Annotated in this window: 15 protein-coding genes; 14 read left to right on the forward strand and 1 reads right to left on the reverse strand. The window is 64.4% G+C overall.

Translation table 11 applies throughout. The features are described 5' to 3' along the window. The first annotated feature begins 10 nt into the window (after window positions 1-10). Both LRS11_RS08045 and orn read left to right on the forward strand, forming a co-directional pair. Window positions 11-781: a class I SAM-dependent methyltransferase gene (locus tag LRS11_RS08045; RefSeq protein ID WP_260496333.1), complete on the forward strand. Its 771-nt coding sequence runs from the start codon at window positions 11-13 to the stop codon at window positions 779-781. A gap of 41 nt (window positions 782-822) precedes the next feature. Beyond that, window positions 823-1,368 (forward strand): oligoribonuclease, encoded by a 546-nt coding sequence (orn, locus tag LRS11_RS08050; RefSeq protein WP_260496334.1) that lies wholly within the window; start codon window positions 823-825, stop codon window positions 1,366-1,368. Window positions 1,369-1,438: 70 nt separating this feature from the next. Here the strand turns inward: orn and queG are convergent, their stop codons facing one another. Further along, window positions 1,439-2,506, reverse strand: a complete 1,068-nt coding sequence (gene queG, locus LRS11_RS08055; protein WP_260496335.1) for a tRNA epoxyqueuosine(34) reductase QueG — start codon at window positions 2,504-2,506, stop codon at window positions 1,439-1,441. A 64-nt stretch (window positions 2,507-2,570) separates the two neighbouring features. On the opposite strand from queG, the gene LRS11_RS08060 reads away from it, so the two are divergent. The 12 genes from LRS11_RS08060 to LRS11_RS08115 all read left to right on the forward strand — a co-directional run bounded on the left by LRS11_RS08060 (window position 2,571) and on the right by LRS11_RS08115 (window position 15,661). Continuing rightward, window positions 2,571-4,070: an NAD(P)H-hydrate dehydratase gene (locus tag LRS11_RS08060; RefSeq protein WP_260496336.1), complete on the forward strand. Its 1,500-nt coding sequence runs from the start codon at window positions 2,571-2,573 to the stop codon at window positions 4,068-4,070. After that, window positions 4,058-4,522 (forward strand): tRNA (adenosine(37)-N6)-threonylcarbamoyltransferase complex ATPase subunit type 1 TsaE, encoded by a 465-nt coding sequence (tsaE, locus tag LRS11_RS08065; protein WP_260496337.1) that lies wholly within the window; start codon window positions 4,058-4,060, stop codon window positions 4,520-4,522. The genes LRS11_RS08060 and tsaE overlap by 13 nt, the downstream gene beginning before the upstream one ends. A 19-nt stretch (window positions 4,523-4,541) precedes the next feature. Next, complete coding sequence (locus LRS11_RS08070; protein ID WP_260496338.1) at window positions 4,542-6,002, forward strand: N-acetylmuramoyl-L-alanine amidase; 1,461 nt, start codon at window positions 4,542-4,544, stop codon at window positions 6,000-6,002. Further along, the gene (gene mutL / locus LRS11_RS08075) at window positions 5,999-7,876 is read left to right on the forward strand and encodes a DNA mismatch repair endonuclease MutL (protein WP_260496339.1); all 1,878 of its coding nucleotides are present in this window, start codon (window positions 5,999-6,001) and stop codon (window positions 7,874-7,876) included. The genes LRS11_RS08070 and mutL overlap by 4 nt, the downstream gene beginning before the upstream one ends. A gap of 145 nt (window positions 7,877-8,021) precedes the next feature. Continuing rightward, on the forward strand, window positions 8,022-8,996 hold the full coding sequence (gene miaA, locus LRS11_RS08080; RefSeq protein ID WP_260496340.1) for a tRNA (adenosine(37)-N6)-dimethylallyltransferase MiaA: 975 nt from the start codon (window positions 8,022-8,024) through the stop codon (window positions 8,994-8,996). 96 nt (window positions 8,997-9,092) lie between these two features. Continuing rightward, a complete protein-coding gene (gene hfq, locus LRS11_RS08085; protein ID WP_173209726.1) occupies window positions 9,093-9,347 on the forward strand; it encodes an RNA chaperone Hfq in 255 nt (84 codons plus the stop codon). A gap of 12 nt (window positions 9,348-9,359) precedes the next feature. Beyond that, window positions 9,360-10,661: a ribosome rescue GTPase HflX gene (gene hflX, locus LRS11_RS08090; protein WP_260496341.1), complete on the forward strand. Its 1,302-nt coding sequence runs from the start codon at window positions 9,360-9,362 to the stop codon at window positions 10,659-10,661. Window positions 10,662-10,772: 111 nt separating this feature from the next. After that, a complete protein-coding gene (hflK, locus tag LRS11_RS08095; protein ID WP_182832142.1) occupies window positions 10,773-11,921 on the forward strand; it encodes an FtsH protease activity modulator HflK in 1,149 nt (382 codons plus the stop codon). After that, the gene (gene hflC / locus LRS11_RS08100) at window positions 11,921-12,790 is read left to right on the forward strand and encodes a protease modulator HflC (RefSeq protein WP_173209720.1); all 870 of its coding nucleotides are present in this window, start codon (window positions 11,921-11,923) and stop codon (window positions 12,788-12,790) included. Before hflK ends, hflC begins: the two co-directional genes overlap by 1 nt. 111 nt (window positions 12,791-12,901) lie before the next feature. Further along, window positions 12,902-13,087, forward strand: coding sequence for a DUF2065 domain-containing protein (locus LRS11_RS08105; protein ID WP_260496882.1), 186 nt, complete (start codon window positions 12,902-12,904; stop codon window positions 13,085-13,087). 35 nt (window positions 13,088-13,122) lie between these two features. Continuing rightward, the gene (locus LRS11_RS08110; protein ID WP_260496342.1) at window positions 13,123-14,310 is read left to right on the forward strand and encodes an ATP phosphoribosyltransferase regulatory subunit; all 1,188 of its coding nucleotides are present in this window, start codon (window positions 13,123-13,125) and stop codon (window positions 14,308-14,310) included. Between the two features lie 55 nt (window positions 14,311-14,365). Beyond that, window positions 14,366-15,661, forward strand: coding sequence for an adenylosuccinate synthase (locus LRS11_RS08115; protein WP_260496343.1), 1,296 nt, complete (start codon window positions 14,366-14,368; stop codon window positions 15,659-15,661). Window positions 15,662-15,997: the final 336 nt, after the last annotated feature.

The following is a 15,997-nucleotide window of genomic DNA, read 5'->3' on the forward strand; positions in this document are numbered from 1 at the left end:
CCGTCGCCCCATGTTCGATCTTCTGCGTAATCGCTACCCGGCCGTGCTGGCGTTGCTCGCCCAGTTGCTGGCCCTGCTCGGCGTGGCGCTGCTGCTGGTGCTGCTCAAACAGCTGGCGGGTTGGCGCCTGCCGCTGTGGCAGGCTGCCGTCTTGCAGGGCGGGTTGGCGGCGGCGCTGGGGCACTGGCTGGGGTTGCGCCGCTGGTGGTTGCCACTCAACCTCGCCTTCGTGCCGGCGCTGCTGGCCCTGCAGGTGCGCGAACTGCCGTCCTGGTGGTTTCTCGGCGCTTTTCTGCTGCTGTTGCTGGTCAACTGGAACAGCTTTCGCGAACGGGTGCCGCTGTACCTCAGCGGCGCGCGCACCCGCCAGCGCCTGAGCGAGCGCCTGGCCGGGCTGCCGGCGGACTTTCGCTTCATCGATCTGGGCTGCGGTCTGGCGGGCACCCTGGTGCAGCTGGCGCGTGACTATCCGCAGGCGCGTCTACACGGGGTGGAGACGGCGCCGTTGGTATTCCTCTGCGCCTGGTTGCGCTGCCTGCCGTACCGCAATTGCCGGGTGCGCTACCGCAGCCTGTGGCACGAGGCGCTGGGCCCGTACGATGTGGTCTATTGCTTCCTCTCGCCGGCCCCGATGGCGCAGCTGTGGCAGAAAGCGCGCGCGGAAATGCGTCCCGGTGCCCTGCTGATCAGCAACAGCTTCGCGATTCCGCAGGTGCCGGCGCAGGAAGTCATCGAACTGCAGGATTGGCGCGACTCACGCCTGTTGCTCTGGCGGCTGTAGCCTGCTGCTAAACTGGCGCCTTGGACTCAGGAGTAACCCTTATGCCGCAGAACCCCAACAACCTGATCTGGATCGACCTGGAAATGACCGGGCTGGAACCGGAGCGGGACGTCATCATCGAGATGGCCACCATCGTCACCGACAGCGACCTCAACATCCTCGCCGAAGGCCCGGTGATCGCCGTGCACCAGAGTGATGAGCTGCTGGCGAGCATGGACGAGTGGAACACCCGTACCCATGGCGAGAGCGGCCTGACCCAGCGCGTGCGCGAGAGCAAGGTCGGCCCGGCCGAGGCGGAGGCACAGACCATCGCCTTCCTCGAACAGTGGGTGCCGAAAGGCAAGTCACCGATCTGCGGCAACAGCATCGGCCAGGATCGGCGCTTCCTCTACAAGTACATGCAGAACCTGGAAGCCTACTTCCACTACCGCTACCTGGATGTGTCGACCCTGAAGATCCTCGCCGGCATGTGGGCGCCGCAGGTCAAGGACTCGTTCCAGAAACAGGGCACCCACCAGGCGCTGGACGATATCCGCGAGTCGATCGCCGAGCTGAAGCACTACCGCCAGCACTTCCTCAAGGTGTAATGCCTGCGTAGGAGCGAGCTCTGCTCGCGAACGGTTCTGCGTGGGCCAGTTTCGCGAGCAGAGCTCGCTCCTACGGATTCAAGCCGTGCCGCGCCAGAGCCCACTCGACATGCTCGCGCACCAATTCAGACGGATGTTCGCGGCGCGCCTTCAGCGCTTCCAACACGGGAATGCTCGACGGCGCATTGCCCAGGCCCACCGCCAGGTTGCGCAGCCAGTTCTCGTAGCCGCTGCGGCGCAATGGCGAGCCTTCGGTGCGGCTGAGGAACTCCTCCTCGCTCCACAGGAACAACTCGGCCAGGCTACTGCTGTCCAGGCCGTGGCGCGGCTGGAAGTCGCCCTGGCTGGTGGGGCGGGCGAAGCGGTTCCACGGGCAGACGATCTGGCAGTCGTCGCAGCCGAATACGCGGTTGCCGATCAGGCTGCGCAACTCGACGGGAATTGCGCCTTTCAGCTCGATGGTCAGGTAGGAAATGCAGCGCCGCGCATCCAGCACATAGGGGCCGACGAAGGCATTGGTCGGGCAGACATCCAGGCAGGCCGTGCAGCGCCCGCAGTGCTCGCTGGCGTGGGGCGCGTCCACTGGCAGCGGCAGGTCGACGAACAGTTCGCCGAGGAAGAACCAGCTGCCGGCCTTGCGATTGAGTACCAGGGTGTTCTTGCCGATCCAGCCGAGCCCGGCTTTTTCCGCGATGGCCTTCTCCAGCACCGGTGCACTGTCGACGAAGGCGCGGTAGCCGAACGGGCCGATGGCCGCCTGGATGCGCTCGGCCAGTTGCTGCAGGCGCTTGCGGATCAGCTTGTGGTAGTCGCGGCCCAGCGCGTAGCGCGACACGTAGGCGTGCTCGGGCTGGGCCAGGCGTTCGGCCATCTGTGTATCGCCGGGCAGGTAGTCCATGCGCAGCGAGACCACGCGCAGGGTGCCCGGCACCAGTTCATCCGGGTGCGAGCGTTTGCTGCCGTGCGCTGCCATGTAGTCCATTTCGCCCTGGTAACCGGCCTCCAGCCAGCGCTGCAGGTGCTGCTCGTGCTCGCCCAGTTCGACATCGGCGATGCCGACCTGCTGGAAGCCCAGCTCGCGGCCCCAGTCCTTGATGGACTGCGCCAGGTGCACGAGATCGGGAAGGGAGTTCGACATGCTGGAGTGGTAACCGGAGGGAGATGGGTATAATTCTGCCAGACCTCGCCGGAATCACCGAACCATGTCGCTTGCCCAAGACCTATTGCCCCTGCCGTTGTATACCGCCGCCCAGGTGCGTGAGCTGGATGCGCGGCTGATCGCCGCCGGTACGCCCGGCTTCGAGCTGATGCAGCGCGCCGCCCATGCCGCCTGGCGCGCGTTGCGCCGGCGCTGGCCGCAGGCGGGGGAGGTCAGCGTGCTGGCCGGCTCGGGTAACAATGCCGGCGACGCTTATCTGCTGGCGGCGCTGGCACACAAGGCCGGCTGGGCGGTGCGGGTACTGGCGCTGGGCGAGCCGGCGCGACTGAGCGGCGATGCCGCCCTGGCCTTTGGCGAGGCGCGTGCCGCCGGGGTGGCGATCGAAACCTGGCAGGTCGAGACTGAGCTGCGCGGCATCGTGGTCGATGGGCTGCTCGGCACCGGTTTCCAGGGTGCGCTGCGTGCGCCCTATGCCGCCGCCATCGAGCAGATCAACGGCAGCGGCCTGCCGGTGCTGGCGCTGGATATTCCCTCCGGGCTGCATGCCGATAACGGCCAGGTCGCCGAGCAGGCGGTGCGCGCCGACCTGACGGTGAGCTTTATCGGCCTCAAGCTCGGCCTGTTCACCGGCGATGCGCCGGACTGGATCGGCGATTTGCAGTTCGACGACCTGCAAGCCGATCCGCAGCTGCTGGCAGCACAACCCTGCACGGCGCTGCGCCTGGCGGGCGCCCAGGTGCCGCGCCTGGCGCCACGCTCGCGTACCGCCCACAAGGGCCTGTTCGGCCATGTGTTGGTGGTGGCCGGTGATCGCGGCTTCGGTGGTGCGGCCCTGCTGGCGGCGGAAAGCGCCCTGCGCAGCGGGGCTGGCCTGGTGACGCTGGCAACCCGCGGCGAGCATGTGGCCGCCAGCCTGGCACGGCGCCCGGAAATCATGTGCATGGCTACCGACTCGACCTATCAGCTGCCGCGCCTGTGCGAACAGGCCGATGTGCTGGTGGTCGGCCCGGGCCTGGGTCGCCAGGCCTGGGGGCGTAGCCTGCTCAGTGCGGTGGCGGCCAGCCCGCGGCCGCAGGTGTGGGATGCCGATGCGCTCAACCTGCTGGCCGAGGGGGCGGTCGAGTTGCCGGCCGACAGCGTGCTCACCCCGCACCCCGGCGAGGCGGCGCGGCTGCTCGGTTGCACCACGGCCGAAGTGCAGGTCGATCGGCCGGCGGCGGCGCTGGCGTTGGCGCAGCGCTACCAGGCCGTGGTGGTGCTCAAGGGTGCCGGCAGCCTGATCGCCGCCCCCGACGGTCGCTTGCTGCTGGCCGATCGTGGCCATCCGGCCATGGCCGGCGCCGGCCTCGGCGATGTGCTGGCCGGGCTGATCGGTGCGCTGCGCGGCCAGGGCCTGGACGCCTTCGCTGCCGCGGCGCTGGGCGTCTGGCTGCATGCCAGCGCCGGACAGCTGCTTGGCGCGGGTGGGCGAGGCCTGGCCGCCAGCGATCTGATCCCTACCATTCGTCAGTTGCTTGAGGAGCATTGTGCATGCCTGCCGTAAGTCTTTATGCCGAGGGCGAGGAGGCCATGCTGGCCCTCGGTGCACGCCTGGCCACGCTGACCGAAGGGCAGGGCATCATCTATCTGCATGGCGACCTGGGGGCAGGCAAGACCACCCTGTCGCGCGGCATCGTGCGGGGTTTCGGCCATGCCGGGGCGGTGAAGAGCCCGACCTTTACCCTGGTCGAACCCTACGAGCTGGGTGACAAGCGCATCTTTCATTTCGACCTGTACCGCCTGGCCGATCCCGAGGAGCTGGAGTTTCTCGGCATCCGCGACTACTTCGACGGCGCTTCGCTGTGCCTCATCGAGTGGCCGCAGCGCGGTGCCGGCGTTTTGCCAAAGGCTGACCTGGACATTACCATTAGCCCGCAAGAGGCCGGTCGTGCGCTGCTGCTGCAGCCACACAGTGCGCGGGCCGAGGCGTGGTGCACGGCCTTATGTGCTGCCTAATAAGAGTTCGTATATAAAAATGGGGAAGGCTATGCGCCTGCGTGCGCTATTTGGCGGAGTAGGGCTGATGTTGGCGGCAGTGGCTGTCGACGTGCTGGCCGCGACGGAAGTGCGCAGTGTGCGCCTGTGGCGTGCGCCGGATAACACCCGCCTGGTCTTCGACCTGTCTGGTCCGGTGCAGCACAGTGTGTTCACCCTGGCGGCACCCAATCGCATCGTCATCGATGTCAGTGGCGCCACCCTGGCGGCCCGACTCGATCAACTGTCGCTGAACAATACACCGATTACCTCGGTGCGTTCGGCCCAGCGCTCGCCGACCGACCTGCGTCTGGTGCTCGACCTCTCCGCAGCGGTTTCGCCCAAGAGCTTCACCCTGGCACCCAATCAGCAGTACGGCCATCGTCTGGTGGTCGACCTGTTCGATGAAGAGGCTCCTGGCGCCTCGGGCGCTCCTGTGGCGGCACCGACTGCGCCGGCGGCGAATGCCGAGAATGCCGCGCAAGTTCCTGCAGTGCCCGCGGTGCCTGCGGTTGCGCCGAGCAAGCTGCCGCCAATTCCCGGTGGCAAGCGTGAGATCGTCGTGGCCATCGACGCCGGTCATGGTGGTGAAGACCCTGGCGCCTTGGGCCCAGGCAAGAAGCTCTTCGAGAAGAACGTGACCCTGGCGATCGCCAAGGAGCTGCAGCGGCAGATCAATGCCGAGAAGGGCTTTCGCGCCGAGCTGGTGCGCACCGGTGACTATTTCATTCCGCTGCGCCGGCGCACCGAGATCGCCCGCAAGAAGGGCGCCGACCTGTTCGTCTCCATTCATGCCGACGCCGCCCCGCGTGCCGCCGCCTTCGGTGCGTCGGTATTTGCCCTGTCGGATCGCGGCGCTACCTCGGAGACCGCGCGCTGGCTGGCCGACAGCGAGAACCAGTCGGACCTGATCGGTGGTGCCGGCAACGTCAGCCTGGATGACAAGGACCGCATGCTTGCCGGTGTGCTACTCGACCTGTCGATGACCGCCTCGCTGTCCTCCAGCCTCAACGTCGGGCAGAAAGTGCTCAGCCATATGGGCAGCATCACCCCGCTGCACAAGCGCCGGGTCGAACAGGCCGGTTTCATGGTGCTGAAATCGCCGGATATTCCCTCGATTCTGGTCGAGACCGGCTTCATCTCCAATCCCAACGAGGCGCGCAAGCTGTCCAGCAGCAGCCATCAGCAGGCCCTGGCGCGCTCGATTACCACCGGGGTCAAGCAGTTCTTCCAGCAGAACCCGCCGCCCGGTACCTACGTTGCCTGGCTGCGCGATACCGGCAAGATCGCCCCGGGGCCGCGTGAGCATGTGGTCACCTCCGGCGAGAGCCTGGCGCTGATTGCCCAGCGCTATCAGGTCAGCCTGGCTGCGCTGCGTGGGGCCAACTCGCTGAAATCGGACACCATCAAGGTCGGCCAGACCCTGAGTATTCCGGCCACTGCGCTGGCGGCCCAGCCGTGAGCGGCGGTGCGCGCATCCAGCTGCTCAGTCCGCGGCTGGCGAACCAGATTGCTGCTGGCGAGGTGGTCGAACGGCCGGCTTCGGTGATCAAGGAACTGCTGGAAAATAGCCTGGACGCCGGCGCCAAACGCATCGATGTCGAGGTCGAGCAGGGCGGCATCAAGCTGCTGCGCGTGCGCGACGACGGCGGCGGCATTCCTGCCGACGACCTGCCGCTGGCTCTGGCGCGGCATGCCACCAGCAAGATCCGTGAGCTGGAAGATCTGGAAAGCGTGATCAGTCTGGGCTTCCGTGGTGAGGCGCTGGCCTCGATCAGCTCGGTGGCACGCCTGACCATGACCTCGCGTACCGCCGACGCCGAGCAGGCCTGGCAGGTGGAAACCGAAGGTCGTGACATGGAAGCGCGAGTTCAGCCGGCGGCGCACCCGGTCGGTACTTCGGTGGAAGTGCGCGACCTGTTCTTCAATACTCCGGCGCGGCGCAAGTTCCTGCGCGCCGAGAAAACCGAATTCGATCACCTGCAGGAAGTCATCAAGCGCCTGGCCCTGGCCCGCTTCGATGTGGCTTTCCACCTGCGGCATAACGCCAAGACCGTATTCGCCCTGCACGAAGCGCCGGACGAGGTCAGTCGTGCCCGTCGTGTCGCCACCGTGTGTGGCCCGGCTTTCCTTGAACAGGCCTTGCCCATCGAGATCGAGCGCAGCGGCCTGCGCCTGTGGGGTTGGGTCGGCCTGCCGACCTTCTCGCGCAGCCAGGCGGATCTGCAGTATTTCTACGTCAACGGCCGCATGGTGCGTGACAAGCTGGTCGCCCATGCGGTGCGCCAGGCTTACCGTGACGTGCTGTTCAACGGCCGCCATCCGACTTTCGTGTTGTTCCTCGAAATCGATCCGGCGGTAGTCGACGTCAACGTACACCCGACCAAGCATGAAGTGCGCTTCCGCGATGGCCGCATGGTGCATGACTTCCTCTACGGCACCCTGCACCGCGCCCTCGGTGAAGTGCGTCCGGAAGATCAGCTGGCGGCCCCGGCAGCGGTCGGCCAGATGATGCGCCCGAGCGGGCAGGCTGCTGGCGAATTCGGTCCGCAGGGCGAGATGGGGCTGGCGGCCAATATGCTCGAGCAGCCTGTTGCGCAAGGTTCGGTCTGGCGCTCGCCGGGTGCCGGCTACCAGGCGCCGCGTCCCGAGTCGGCCTTGCCGGCTGCCGAGGCGCAGGGTGCCTATCGCGAGTATTTCGCCCCGCTGCCCGAGGCGGCGCCGGTGGGTTTGCCGCAGGCCCAGGGCGATATTCCGCCGCTGGGCTACGCCCTGGCCCAGCTCAAGGGTGTGTATATCCTCGCCGAGAACGCCCAGGGCATGGTGCTGGTGGATATGCATGCGGCCCATGAGCGCATCACCTACGAACGGCTGAAGACCGCCATGGCCAGTGAAGGGCTGCGCGGCCAGCCCTTGCTGGTGCCGGAGTCCATCGCCCTGAGCCAGCGCGAGGCCGATTGCGCCGAGGAGCATGGCAGCTGGTTCCAGCGCCTGGGCTTCGAGCTGCAGCGCCTGGGGCCGGAAAGCTTGGCGATCCGGCAGATTCCGGCCCTGCTCAAGCAAGCCGAGGCGACCCAGCTGGTGCGTGATGTGCTGGCCGATCTGCTCGAATACGGCACCAGTGATCGCATCCAGGCCCATCTCAACGAGCTGCTGGCGACCATGGCCTGCCATGGTGCGGTACGTGCCAATCGACGCCTGACCCTGCCCGAGATGAACGGGCTGCTGCGTGACATGGAGCAGACTGAGCGCAGTGGCCAGTGCAACCACGGTCGGCCGACCTGGACCCAGTTGGGCATGGATGATCTCGACAAGCTGTTCCTGCGCGGCCGCTAAAATCACTCCCTAAGCTGCTGCGCTTGCTCATGCGGCGTTAAAAATCGGTTCGGAATGCTCATTTACAATCGGTAAACTGCGCTTCCTCACCGATTTTTGCCTTGCCTGAGCTGCGCTCGCGACGCTTAGAGAGCGATTTGAAACCATGACTGAGCGCTTGCCTCCTGCAATTTTCCTGATGGGCCCGACCGCCGCCGGCAAGACCGACCTGGCCCTGGCCCTGGCTGATGTCTTGCCCTGCGAGCTGATCAGCGTCGACTCGGCCTTGATCTACCGGGGCATGGACATCGGTACCGCCAAGCCGGATCGCGCCACCCTGGAGCGCTATCCGCATCGGCTGATCGATATTCGTGACCCGGCCGAAAGCTATTCCGCTGCCGAGTTCCGTGCCGATGCACTGGCGGCGATGGCCGAGATCACGGCGCGCGGGCGTATTCCCCTGCTGGTTGGCGGCACCATGCTGTACTTCAAGGCGCTGCTCGAGGGGCTGGCCGATATGCCGGGAGCCGATCCGGCCGTGCGCGCCGAGCTGGAGGCGCGTGCCGCCGTCGAAGGCTGGCAGTCCCTGCATCGCGAGCTGGCCGAAATCGATCCGGAGTCGGCCGCGCGTATCCATCCGAATGACCCGCAACGTCTCACCCGTGCGCTGGAGGTTTATCAGGTCAGTGGCCTGAGCATGACGGCGCACAGGCAGCAGCAAGCCGCTGAAAATAGCGGCTGTGGCGCACCCGGAATGGCACATTTGCCTTATACTGTGGCGCACTTCGCCATTGCGCCGGAGCAGCGACAAGTGTTGCACGCCCGGATTGCCCAGCGTTTTCACCTGATGCTGGAACAAGGCTTTGTCGAAGAGGTCGAAGCGTTGCGTCGGCGTGGTGATCTGCACGCCGGCTTGCCGTCGATTCGCGCGGTTGGTTACCGCCAGGTGTGGGATTACCTGGATGGCAAGCTAGATCGCGACGAAATGACGCAGCGGGGGATCATTGCCACGCGCCAACTGGCCAAGCGGCAGTTTACCTGGCTGCGCAGCTGGGAAAACCTGCATTGGCTGGACAGTCTGGCCAGTGACAATCTTTCTTGTGCCTTGAAATACCTGAACTCGGTCTCCATATTGAAGTGAGACCTCTTCGGCGGCCGTCTATCCTTGCTTATTGGGTGTGATACGGCATAAGCCACCTTTGCTTTACTACATTTTGACCCTACAGGAGTGCGGCACATGTCAAAAGGGCATTCGCTACAAGACCCTTACCTGAATACCCTGCGTAAGGAACGCGTACCGGTTTCCATCTATCTGGTGAACGGCATCAAGCTGCAAGGCCAGATCGAATCCTTCGACCAGTTCGTCATTCTGCTGAAGAACACTGTCAGCCAGATGGTCTACAAACACGCCATCTCGACCGTCGTGCCGAGCCGCCCAGTCCGTCTGCCGAGCGCAACCGAAGGCGAGCAGACCGAGCCGGGCAACATTTGACGGGAGTCTGCCTTGTTTTTTGAGCGCCACGGTGGTGGTGAACGGGCCATTCTCGTTCACCTGGATGGCCAGAATCCCGAGGCGCGTGAAGACCCGCAGGAGTTCCGCGAGCTGGCGTTGTCTGCCGGTGCGGATGTGGCAGCCTTCGTCAATGTGCCGCGTCACCAGCCAACCGCGAAGTTCCTGGTTGGCAGTGGCAAGGTCGAGGAGCTGCGTGACCTGGTCAAGACCGAAGAAGTCGACCTGGTCATCTTCAACCATACCCTCACGCCCAGCCAGGAGCGCAACCTAGAGCGCGTCTTCGAGTGCCGGGTGCTTGATCGTACCGGTCTTATCCTCGATATCTTCGCCCAGCGCGCGCGTACCCATGAAGGCAAGCTGCAGGTCGAACTGGCCCAGCTGGATCACATGAGTACCCGTCTGGTGCGCGGCTGGACCCACCTTGAGCGGCAGAAGGGCGGTATCGGTCTGCGTGGTCCGGGTGAGACCCAGCTAGAAACCGACCGCCGTCTGCTGCGTGTACGCATTCGCCAGATCAAGCAGAAGCTCGAGAAGGTGCGCAGCCAGCGCGAGCAGGCGCGGCGCGGTCGCAAGCGCGCGGATATTCCCTCAGTGTCGCTGGTCGGCTATACCAACGCCGGCAAGTCCACCCTGTTCAATGCGCTGACCACCTCCGAGGTGTATGCCGCCGACCAGCTGTTCGCCACCCTCGATCCAACCCTGCGTCGTCTTGAGCTGGATGATCTGGGACCGGTGGTGCTGGCCGATACCGTGGGTTTTATCCGTCACTTGCCGCACAAGCTGGTCGAGGCGTTTCGCGCCACTCTCGAAGAGTCGAGCAACTCCGACCTGCTACTGCATGTGATCGATGCCTACGAGCCGGAGCGTGACCAGCAGATCGAGCAAGTTATGGCCGTGCTGGGTGAGATCGGTGCCAACGAGTTGCCGATGCTTGAGGTGTACAACAAGATCGACCTGCTGGAGCACGTCGAGCCGCAAATTCAGCGCGATGGCGACGGCAAGCCGCTGCGCGTTTGGCTGTCGGCGCGTGATGGCAAGGGCCTGGAGTTGCTGCGCCAGGCCGTGGCGGAGCTGCTCGGTGAGGATCTATTCGTGGGCACCCTGCGCTTGCCGCAGCGTCTGGGGCGTTTGCGTGCGCAATTCTTTGCGTTGAACGCCGTGCAGAGCGAAGAACATGACGAAGAGGGCGATATTCTCTTGGCCATCCGCCTGCCGCGTGTAGAGTTGAATCGGCTGGTCAGTCGGGAAGGCTGGAAGCCGCAGGAGTTCCTCGAGCAACACACTTTGCAGTAACACACTTTGCAATAAAGCCTGCCACATCGTTTTTGCGGCAAGCGGCGGGCATTCTGTAGCATTGGGCGGCGCGCCGTGGGCGCGTCTTTGCTTTATCAGATGGAGAGCGCTATGGCTTGGAATGAGCCGGGTGGCAATTCGAACAATCAGGACCCCTGGGGTGGCCGCAAAGGCGGTGGCCGGCAGGGGCCGCCGGATCTCGATGAGGCCTTCCGCAAGCTGCAGGAGAGTCTCAATGGCATCTTTGGCGGCGGCAAGAAACGCAGTGGCAATGGCGAAGGTGGCGGCGGCTTCGGTCTGCTCGGCATCGGCCTGGGTCTGCTGTTCCTGGTCTGGCTGTGGAATGCCGTGTATATCGTCGACGCTCAGGAGCAGGCGGTGGTCCTGCGTCTCGGCAAGTATCACGAGACGGTGGGGCAGGGGCTGAATATCTATTTCCCGCCTTTCGACAAGAAGTTCCAGGAGAACGTGACGCGCGAGCGAACCTTCTCCGTGCAGGGGCAGATGCTCACCGAGGACGAGAATATCGTCGAGGTGCCGCTGACCGTGCAGTACAAGATCAGCAATCTTGAAGACTTCGTGCTGAATGTCGATCAGCCGGAGATCAGCCTGCAGCACGCCACCGAAAGTGCCCTGCGGCATGTCGCGGGCTCCACCTCGATGGACGAGGTGATTACCCTCGGCCGTGAGCAGATGTCGGTGGAAGTGAGCACGCGTCTGCAGACCTTCCTCAACAACTACGGCACCGGCATCACGGTTACTCAGGTCAACATCCAGCGTGCTACGGCGCCGGCTGAGGTCAAGGATGCCTTCGACGACGTGATCCGTGCCCGTGAAGACGAGCAGCGCGAGAAGAACCAGGCGGAAACCTATGCCAATGGCGTGGTGCCCGAGGCGCGTGGTCAGGCCCAGCGCATCATCGAGGATGCCAACGGTTACCGCGATGAAGTGGTTTCTCGTGCCCAGGGTGAGGCGGATCGCTTCAGCAAGCTGGTGGCCGAGTACCGCAAGGCGCCGGAAATTACCCGTCAGCGCCTGTACCTGGACACCATGCAGGAGGTCTACCGCAATACCAGCAAGGTGCTGGTGACCGGTAAGGATGGCCAGAGCAACCTGCTCTATCTGCCCCTGGATAAAATGATCGAAGGTCGTGGCGCCGCAGGTGCTGCCAGCGCCGCGCCGGCGGCCAGCAGTGAAACGGCAACCCGGATCATCAGTGATCTGGAGCGTCGTGACCTGCGCGCGAGGGAGAGCCGCTGATGAGCAATAAATCGCTGTTTGCCCTGATCGCGGGCCTGGTCCTGGCTGTGGTGGCCTGGAACAGTTTCTACATCGTTACCCAGACGGAAAAGGCCGTGCTGCTGCAGTTCGGTAAGATTCAGGTGGCCGATGTGCAGCCCGGTCTGCATGTGAAAATGCCGATCGTCAACCAGGTGCGCAAGTTCGACGGTCGTCTGCTGACCCTGGAGTCGCCGATCCAGCGTGTACTGACCCTGGAGAAAAAGGCGGTGATGGTCGACGCCTACGCCAAGTGGCGAGTGGCCGATGCTGAGCGCTTCTACACCGCAACTTCGGGTCAGAAGCAGATTGCCGATGATCGCCTGTCGCAGCGTCTGGTCTCTGCACTGTCCAACCAGTTCGGTACCCGCTCGTTGCATGAGGTGGTGTCCGGTGAGCGCGATGCGCTGATGGCGGCGATCACCAAGTCGCTCAATGGCATGGCGCAGAAGGAGCTGGGTATCGAAGTGGTCGACGTGCGCGTCAAGGCCATTGACCTGCCCAAAGAGGTCTATCGCAGCGTATTCGACCGCATGGCGTCCGAGCGTGAGCGTGAGGCCCGTGAGCATCGTGCCAAGGGCAAGGAGCTGGCCGAAGGTATTCGTGCCGATGCCGACCGGCAGAAGCGCGTGCTGCTGGCTGAAGCCTACCGCGAGTCCGAGGAAGTGCGCGGTGATGGTGATGCCAAGGCGGCGTCCATCTACGCCGCGGCTTACGGCCAGGACCAGGAGTTCTACGCGTTCTATCGCAGCCTGGGCGCCTACCGTGACAGCTTCTCCAGCAAGAATGATGTGCTGGTGCTGGATCCGGATAGCGAGTTCTTCCGCTACATGCAGCAATCCAAGCCCTGATCCAGGGATTCCCGGCGCGGCCATTCGGCCCGTCGGGGTGAACATCGGGGAAAACGTGTTATCATGGGCCAGCCGGGTAAAAAGCCCGGCTTTTTTGCGTCTGCAGGAATCATGTGGCAGGAATTTGGCATCGCGTTGTGTCTGATGTTGGTGCTGGAAGGCGTCTTGCCCTTCCTCTATCCGCGACGCTGGCGCGATGCACTCGCGCAGTTGGTGCAGCAGCCTGATCGGCAGCTGCGTCTGATGGGGCTGGCCAGCATGCTGCTGGGAACCGCCCTCCTGTATCTGCTTCACTGAAGGCTTGCCGCCCGGACCGAGAGGGGAATGGCGAAATGGCAACGGTAGACCGCTGGCTGCTGCCAGATGGCATCGAAGAAGTACTGCCGCCAGAAGCGGCGCGTATCGAGGCGGCCCGCCGCCAGGTGCTGGATCTGTTCCAGTGCTGGGGTTACGAATTTGTCGTGACGCCGCACATCGAATACCTCGAATCCCTGCTCACCGGAGCTGGCCAGGATCTGGATCTGCGCACCTTCAAAGTGACCGATCCGCAATCCGGTCGCTTGATGGGCTTTCGTGCCGACATCACGCCGCAAGTGGCGCGCATCGATGCGCACACCCTGCGCCGCGCAGGGCCGAGCCGTCTGTGCTATGCCGGCAGCGTGCTGCATGCGCAGCCGCGTGCACTGTCCACCTCGCGCAGCCCGATTCAGCTGGGCGCCGAGTTGTATGGCGACGCCAGTCCGGCCAGCGATGTAGAAGTCATCAGCCTGATGCTCGACATGCTCGAGCTGGCTCGCGTGCCGGATGTGCACATGGATCTCGGTCATGTCGGCATTTACCGCGGTCTGGCGCGCGCCGCCGAGCTGTCTGGCGAGGTCGAGCAGCAGCTGTTCGACGCCCTGCAGCGCAAGGCCGTGGATGAAGTGGCGGCATTGACCGACAACCTGCCGGCCGCGCTGGCCTCCATGCTGCGCGCGCTGGCCGAGCTGTGTGGCGGGCGTGAAGTGCTGGAGCTGGCCCAGGCTTGTCTGGTCGATGCGCCGGCCGACGTGCACGCGGCGCTCGATGAGCTGGTGTCCATCGCCGATGAGCTGGAGTTGCGTTATCCCGAGTTGCCGCTGTACTTCGATCTGGGCGAGTTGCGCGGTTACCGCTATCACACGGGGGCGGTGTTCGCCGCGTTCGTGCCAGGTGTCGGCCAGTCGATCGCCCAGGGTGGTCGCTATGACGATATCGGCGCCGATTTTGGCCGTGCCCGCCCAGCTACCGGTTTCTCCACCGACCTGAAAACCCTGGTCAGCCTCGGCAGCATGCAGGTCGATGAGCCGGCGCCGGGTGTCTGGGCGCCGGACAGCCATGATGTCTACCTGTGGCAAGCCGTGCAGCGCCTGCGCCGTGAAGGTGTGCGCGTAGTGCAGGCGCTGCCCGGTCAGGAAATTGCTGCTGCCGCCGAGGCCGGCTGTGATCGCCAGCTGCAGCTGTGTGACGGTCGTTGGCAGGTCACGCCCCTGGCGTTCTGAATGATTTTCCGCCGGCTGCGGCCGGCATCGAGCTTCCGCAAAGAGGAAAAGTGTTATGGGTAAGAATGTCGTGGTCCTGGGCACCCAGTGGGGTGATGAGGGCAAGGGCAAGATCGTCGACCTGCTGACCGAGCACGTAGCTGCCGTTGTGCGCTACCAGGGCGGCCACAATGCCGGCCACACGCTGGTCATCGACGGCGAGAAGACCGTGCTGCATCTGATCCCGTCCGGCATCCTGCGCGAAGGCGTGCAGTGCCTGATCGGCAACGGTGTGGTGGTTGCTCCCGACGCCCTGATGCGTGAGATCACCAAGCTGGAAGAGAAGGGTGTGCCGGTGCGCGAGCGCCTGCGTATCAGCCCGTCCTGCCCGCTGATCCTTTCCTACCACGTAGCCCTCGACCAGGCGCGCGAGAAAGCCCGTGGCGCTGCCAAAATCGGCACCACCGGCCGCGGCATCGGTCCGGCTTACGAAGACAAGGTGGCGCGTCGCGGCCTGCGCGTTGGCGACCTGTTCCATCGTGAGCGTTTCGCCGCCAAGCTCGGCGAGCTGCTCGACTATCACAACTTCGTGCTGGTCAATTACTACAAAGAGCCGGCAGTGGACTTCCAGGCCACCCTCGACGAGTGCATGGCCTACGCCGAGCTGCTGCGTCCGATGATGGCTGACGTCACTGCCACCCTGCATGACCTGCGTCGTGCTGATAAGGACATCATGTTCGAAGGTGCTCAGGGTTCGCTGCTGGATATCGACCACGGCACCTACCCCTACGTCACCAGCTCCAACACCACGGCCGGCGGTACTGCCACCGGCTCCGGTTTTGGCCCGCTGTACCTGGATTACATCCTCGGTATCACCAAGGCGTACACCACCCGTGTCGGTTCCGGTCCGTTCCCCACTGAGCTGTTCGATGAGACCGGTGCCTTCCTCGCCAAGCGCGGTCACGAATTTGGTTCGACCACTGGCCGCGCCCGTCGCTGTGGCTGGTTCGATGCCGTGATCCTGCGTCGTGCCATCGAGATCAATAGCATCTCCGGCCTGTGCCTGACCAAACTGGACGTGCTGGATGGCCTGGAGTCGCTGCTGATCTGCACCGGCTACAAGGATGCTCAAGGCGTGCTGCTGGTCGATGCGCCGACCGATGCCGACAGCTACATCGGTCTGCAACCGGTGTACGAGGAAATGCCGGGCTGGAGTGAGTCGACCCTGGGCGCCAAGAGCCTGGAAGAGCTGCCGGCGGCCGCGCGCGCCTACATCAAGCGTATCGAGGAGCTGGTCGGTGCGCCGATCGACATCATCTCCACCGGCCCGGATCGCAACGAGACCATCGTCCTGCGTCATCCGTTCGCCTGATCGCTGCTGCGTTGACAGAAGGGCCGCTCTCGAGCGGCCTTTCTGCTTTTCGGCGCAAGCCACCAGGCTGGCCTATACCTTGCTTTGGGGTACAGCTTTATTGCCCGCTGCCGATGCAATGGCGTGGGCATCTCTGGCGGAAGGAGTTGAGTAGTGTCCGTTCTTTTCTCGTTGTTGCGCAGCCGGCTGCTGCGGCCGGTGTTCATTGCGCTCGGTGCCGCCATGCTGGTGCAGGTCGGGCTGGCGGTATGGCTGACGCATGCCACGGTCGATGGCCTGGTGCGTGATCTGACCCAGCGTCTCGGGGGTGAGAGCGCACGCCTGTCTGGCGAGCTG

The organism is Pseudomonas sp. J452, from assembly GCF_024666525.1.
In the GTDB taxonomy this organism is placed as follows: domain Bacteria; phylum Pseudomonadota; class Gammaproteobacteria; order Pseudomonadales; family Pseudomonadaceae; genus Aquipseudomonas.

Excerpts from the sequence above, each read along its gene's own strand:
- LRS11_RS08045 (WP_260496333.1), top strand. The coding sequence starts at position 11 with ATGTTCGATCTTCTGCGTAATCGCTACCCGGCCGTGCTGGCGTTGCTC.
- hflC (WP_173209720.1), top strand. The coding sequence starts at position 11,921 with ATGAGCAATAAATCGCTGTTTGCCCTGATCGCGGGCCTGGTCCTGGCT.
- LRS11_RS08105 (WP_260496882.1), top strand. The coding sequence starts at position 12,902 with ATGTGGCAGGAATTTGGCATCGCGTTGTGTCTGATGTTGGTGCTGGAA.
- LRS11_RS08110 (WP_260496342.1), top strand. The coding sequence starts at position 13,123 with ATGGCAACGGTAGACCGCTGGCTGCTGCCAGATGGCATCGAAGAAGTA.
- LRS11_RS08060 (WP_260496336.1), top strand. The coding sequence starts at position 2,571 with ATGTCGCTTGCCCAAGACCTATTGCCCCTGCCGTTGTATACCGCCGCC.
- miaA (WP_260496340.1), top strand. The coding sequence starts at position 8,022 with ATGACTGAGCGCTTGCCTCCTGCAATTTTCCTGATGGGCCCGACCGCC.
- orn (WP_260496334.1), top strand. The coding sequence starts at position 823 with ATGCCGCAGAACCCCAACAACCTGATCTGGATCGACCTGGAAATGACC.
- LRS11_RS08070 (WP_260496338.1), top strand. The coding sequence starts at position 4,542 with ATGGGGAAGGCTATGCGCCTGCGTGCGCTATTTGGCGGAGTAGGGCTG.
- hfq (WP_173209726.1), top strand. The coding sequence starts at position 9,093 with ATGTCAAAAGGGCATTCGCTACAAGACCCTTACCTGAATACCCTGCGT.
- hflK (WP_182832142.1), top strand. The coding sequence starts at position 10,773 with ATGGCTTGGAATGAGCCGGGTGGCAATTCGAACAATCAGGACCCCTGG.
- LRS11_RS08115 (WP_260496343.1), top strand. The coding sequence starts at position 14,366 with ATGGGTAAGAATGTCGTGGTCCTGGGCACCCAGTGGGGTGATGAGGGC.
- queG (WP_260496335.1), bottom strand. The coding sequence starts at position 2,506 with ATGTCGAACTCCCTTCCCGATCTCGTGCACCTGGCGCAGTCCATCAAG.
- tsaE (WP_260496337.1), top strand. The coding sequence starts at position 4,058 with ATGCCTGCCGTAAGTCTTTATGCCGAGGGCGAGGAGGCCATGCTGGCC.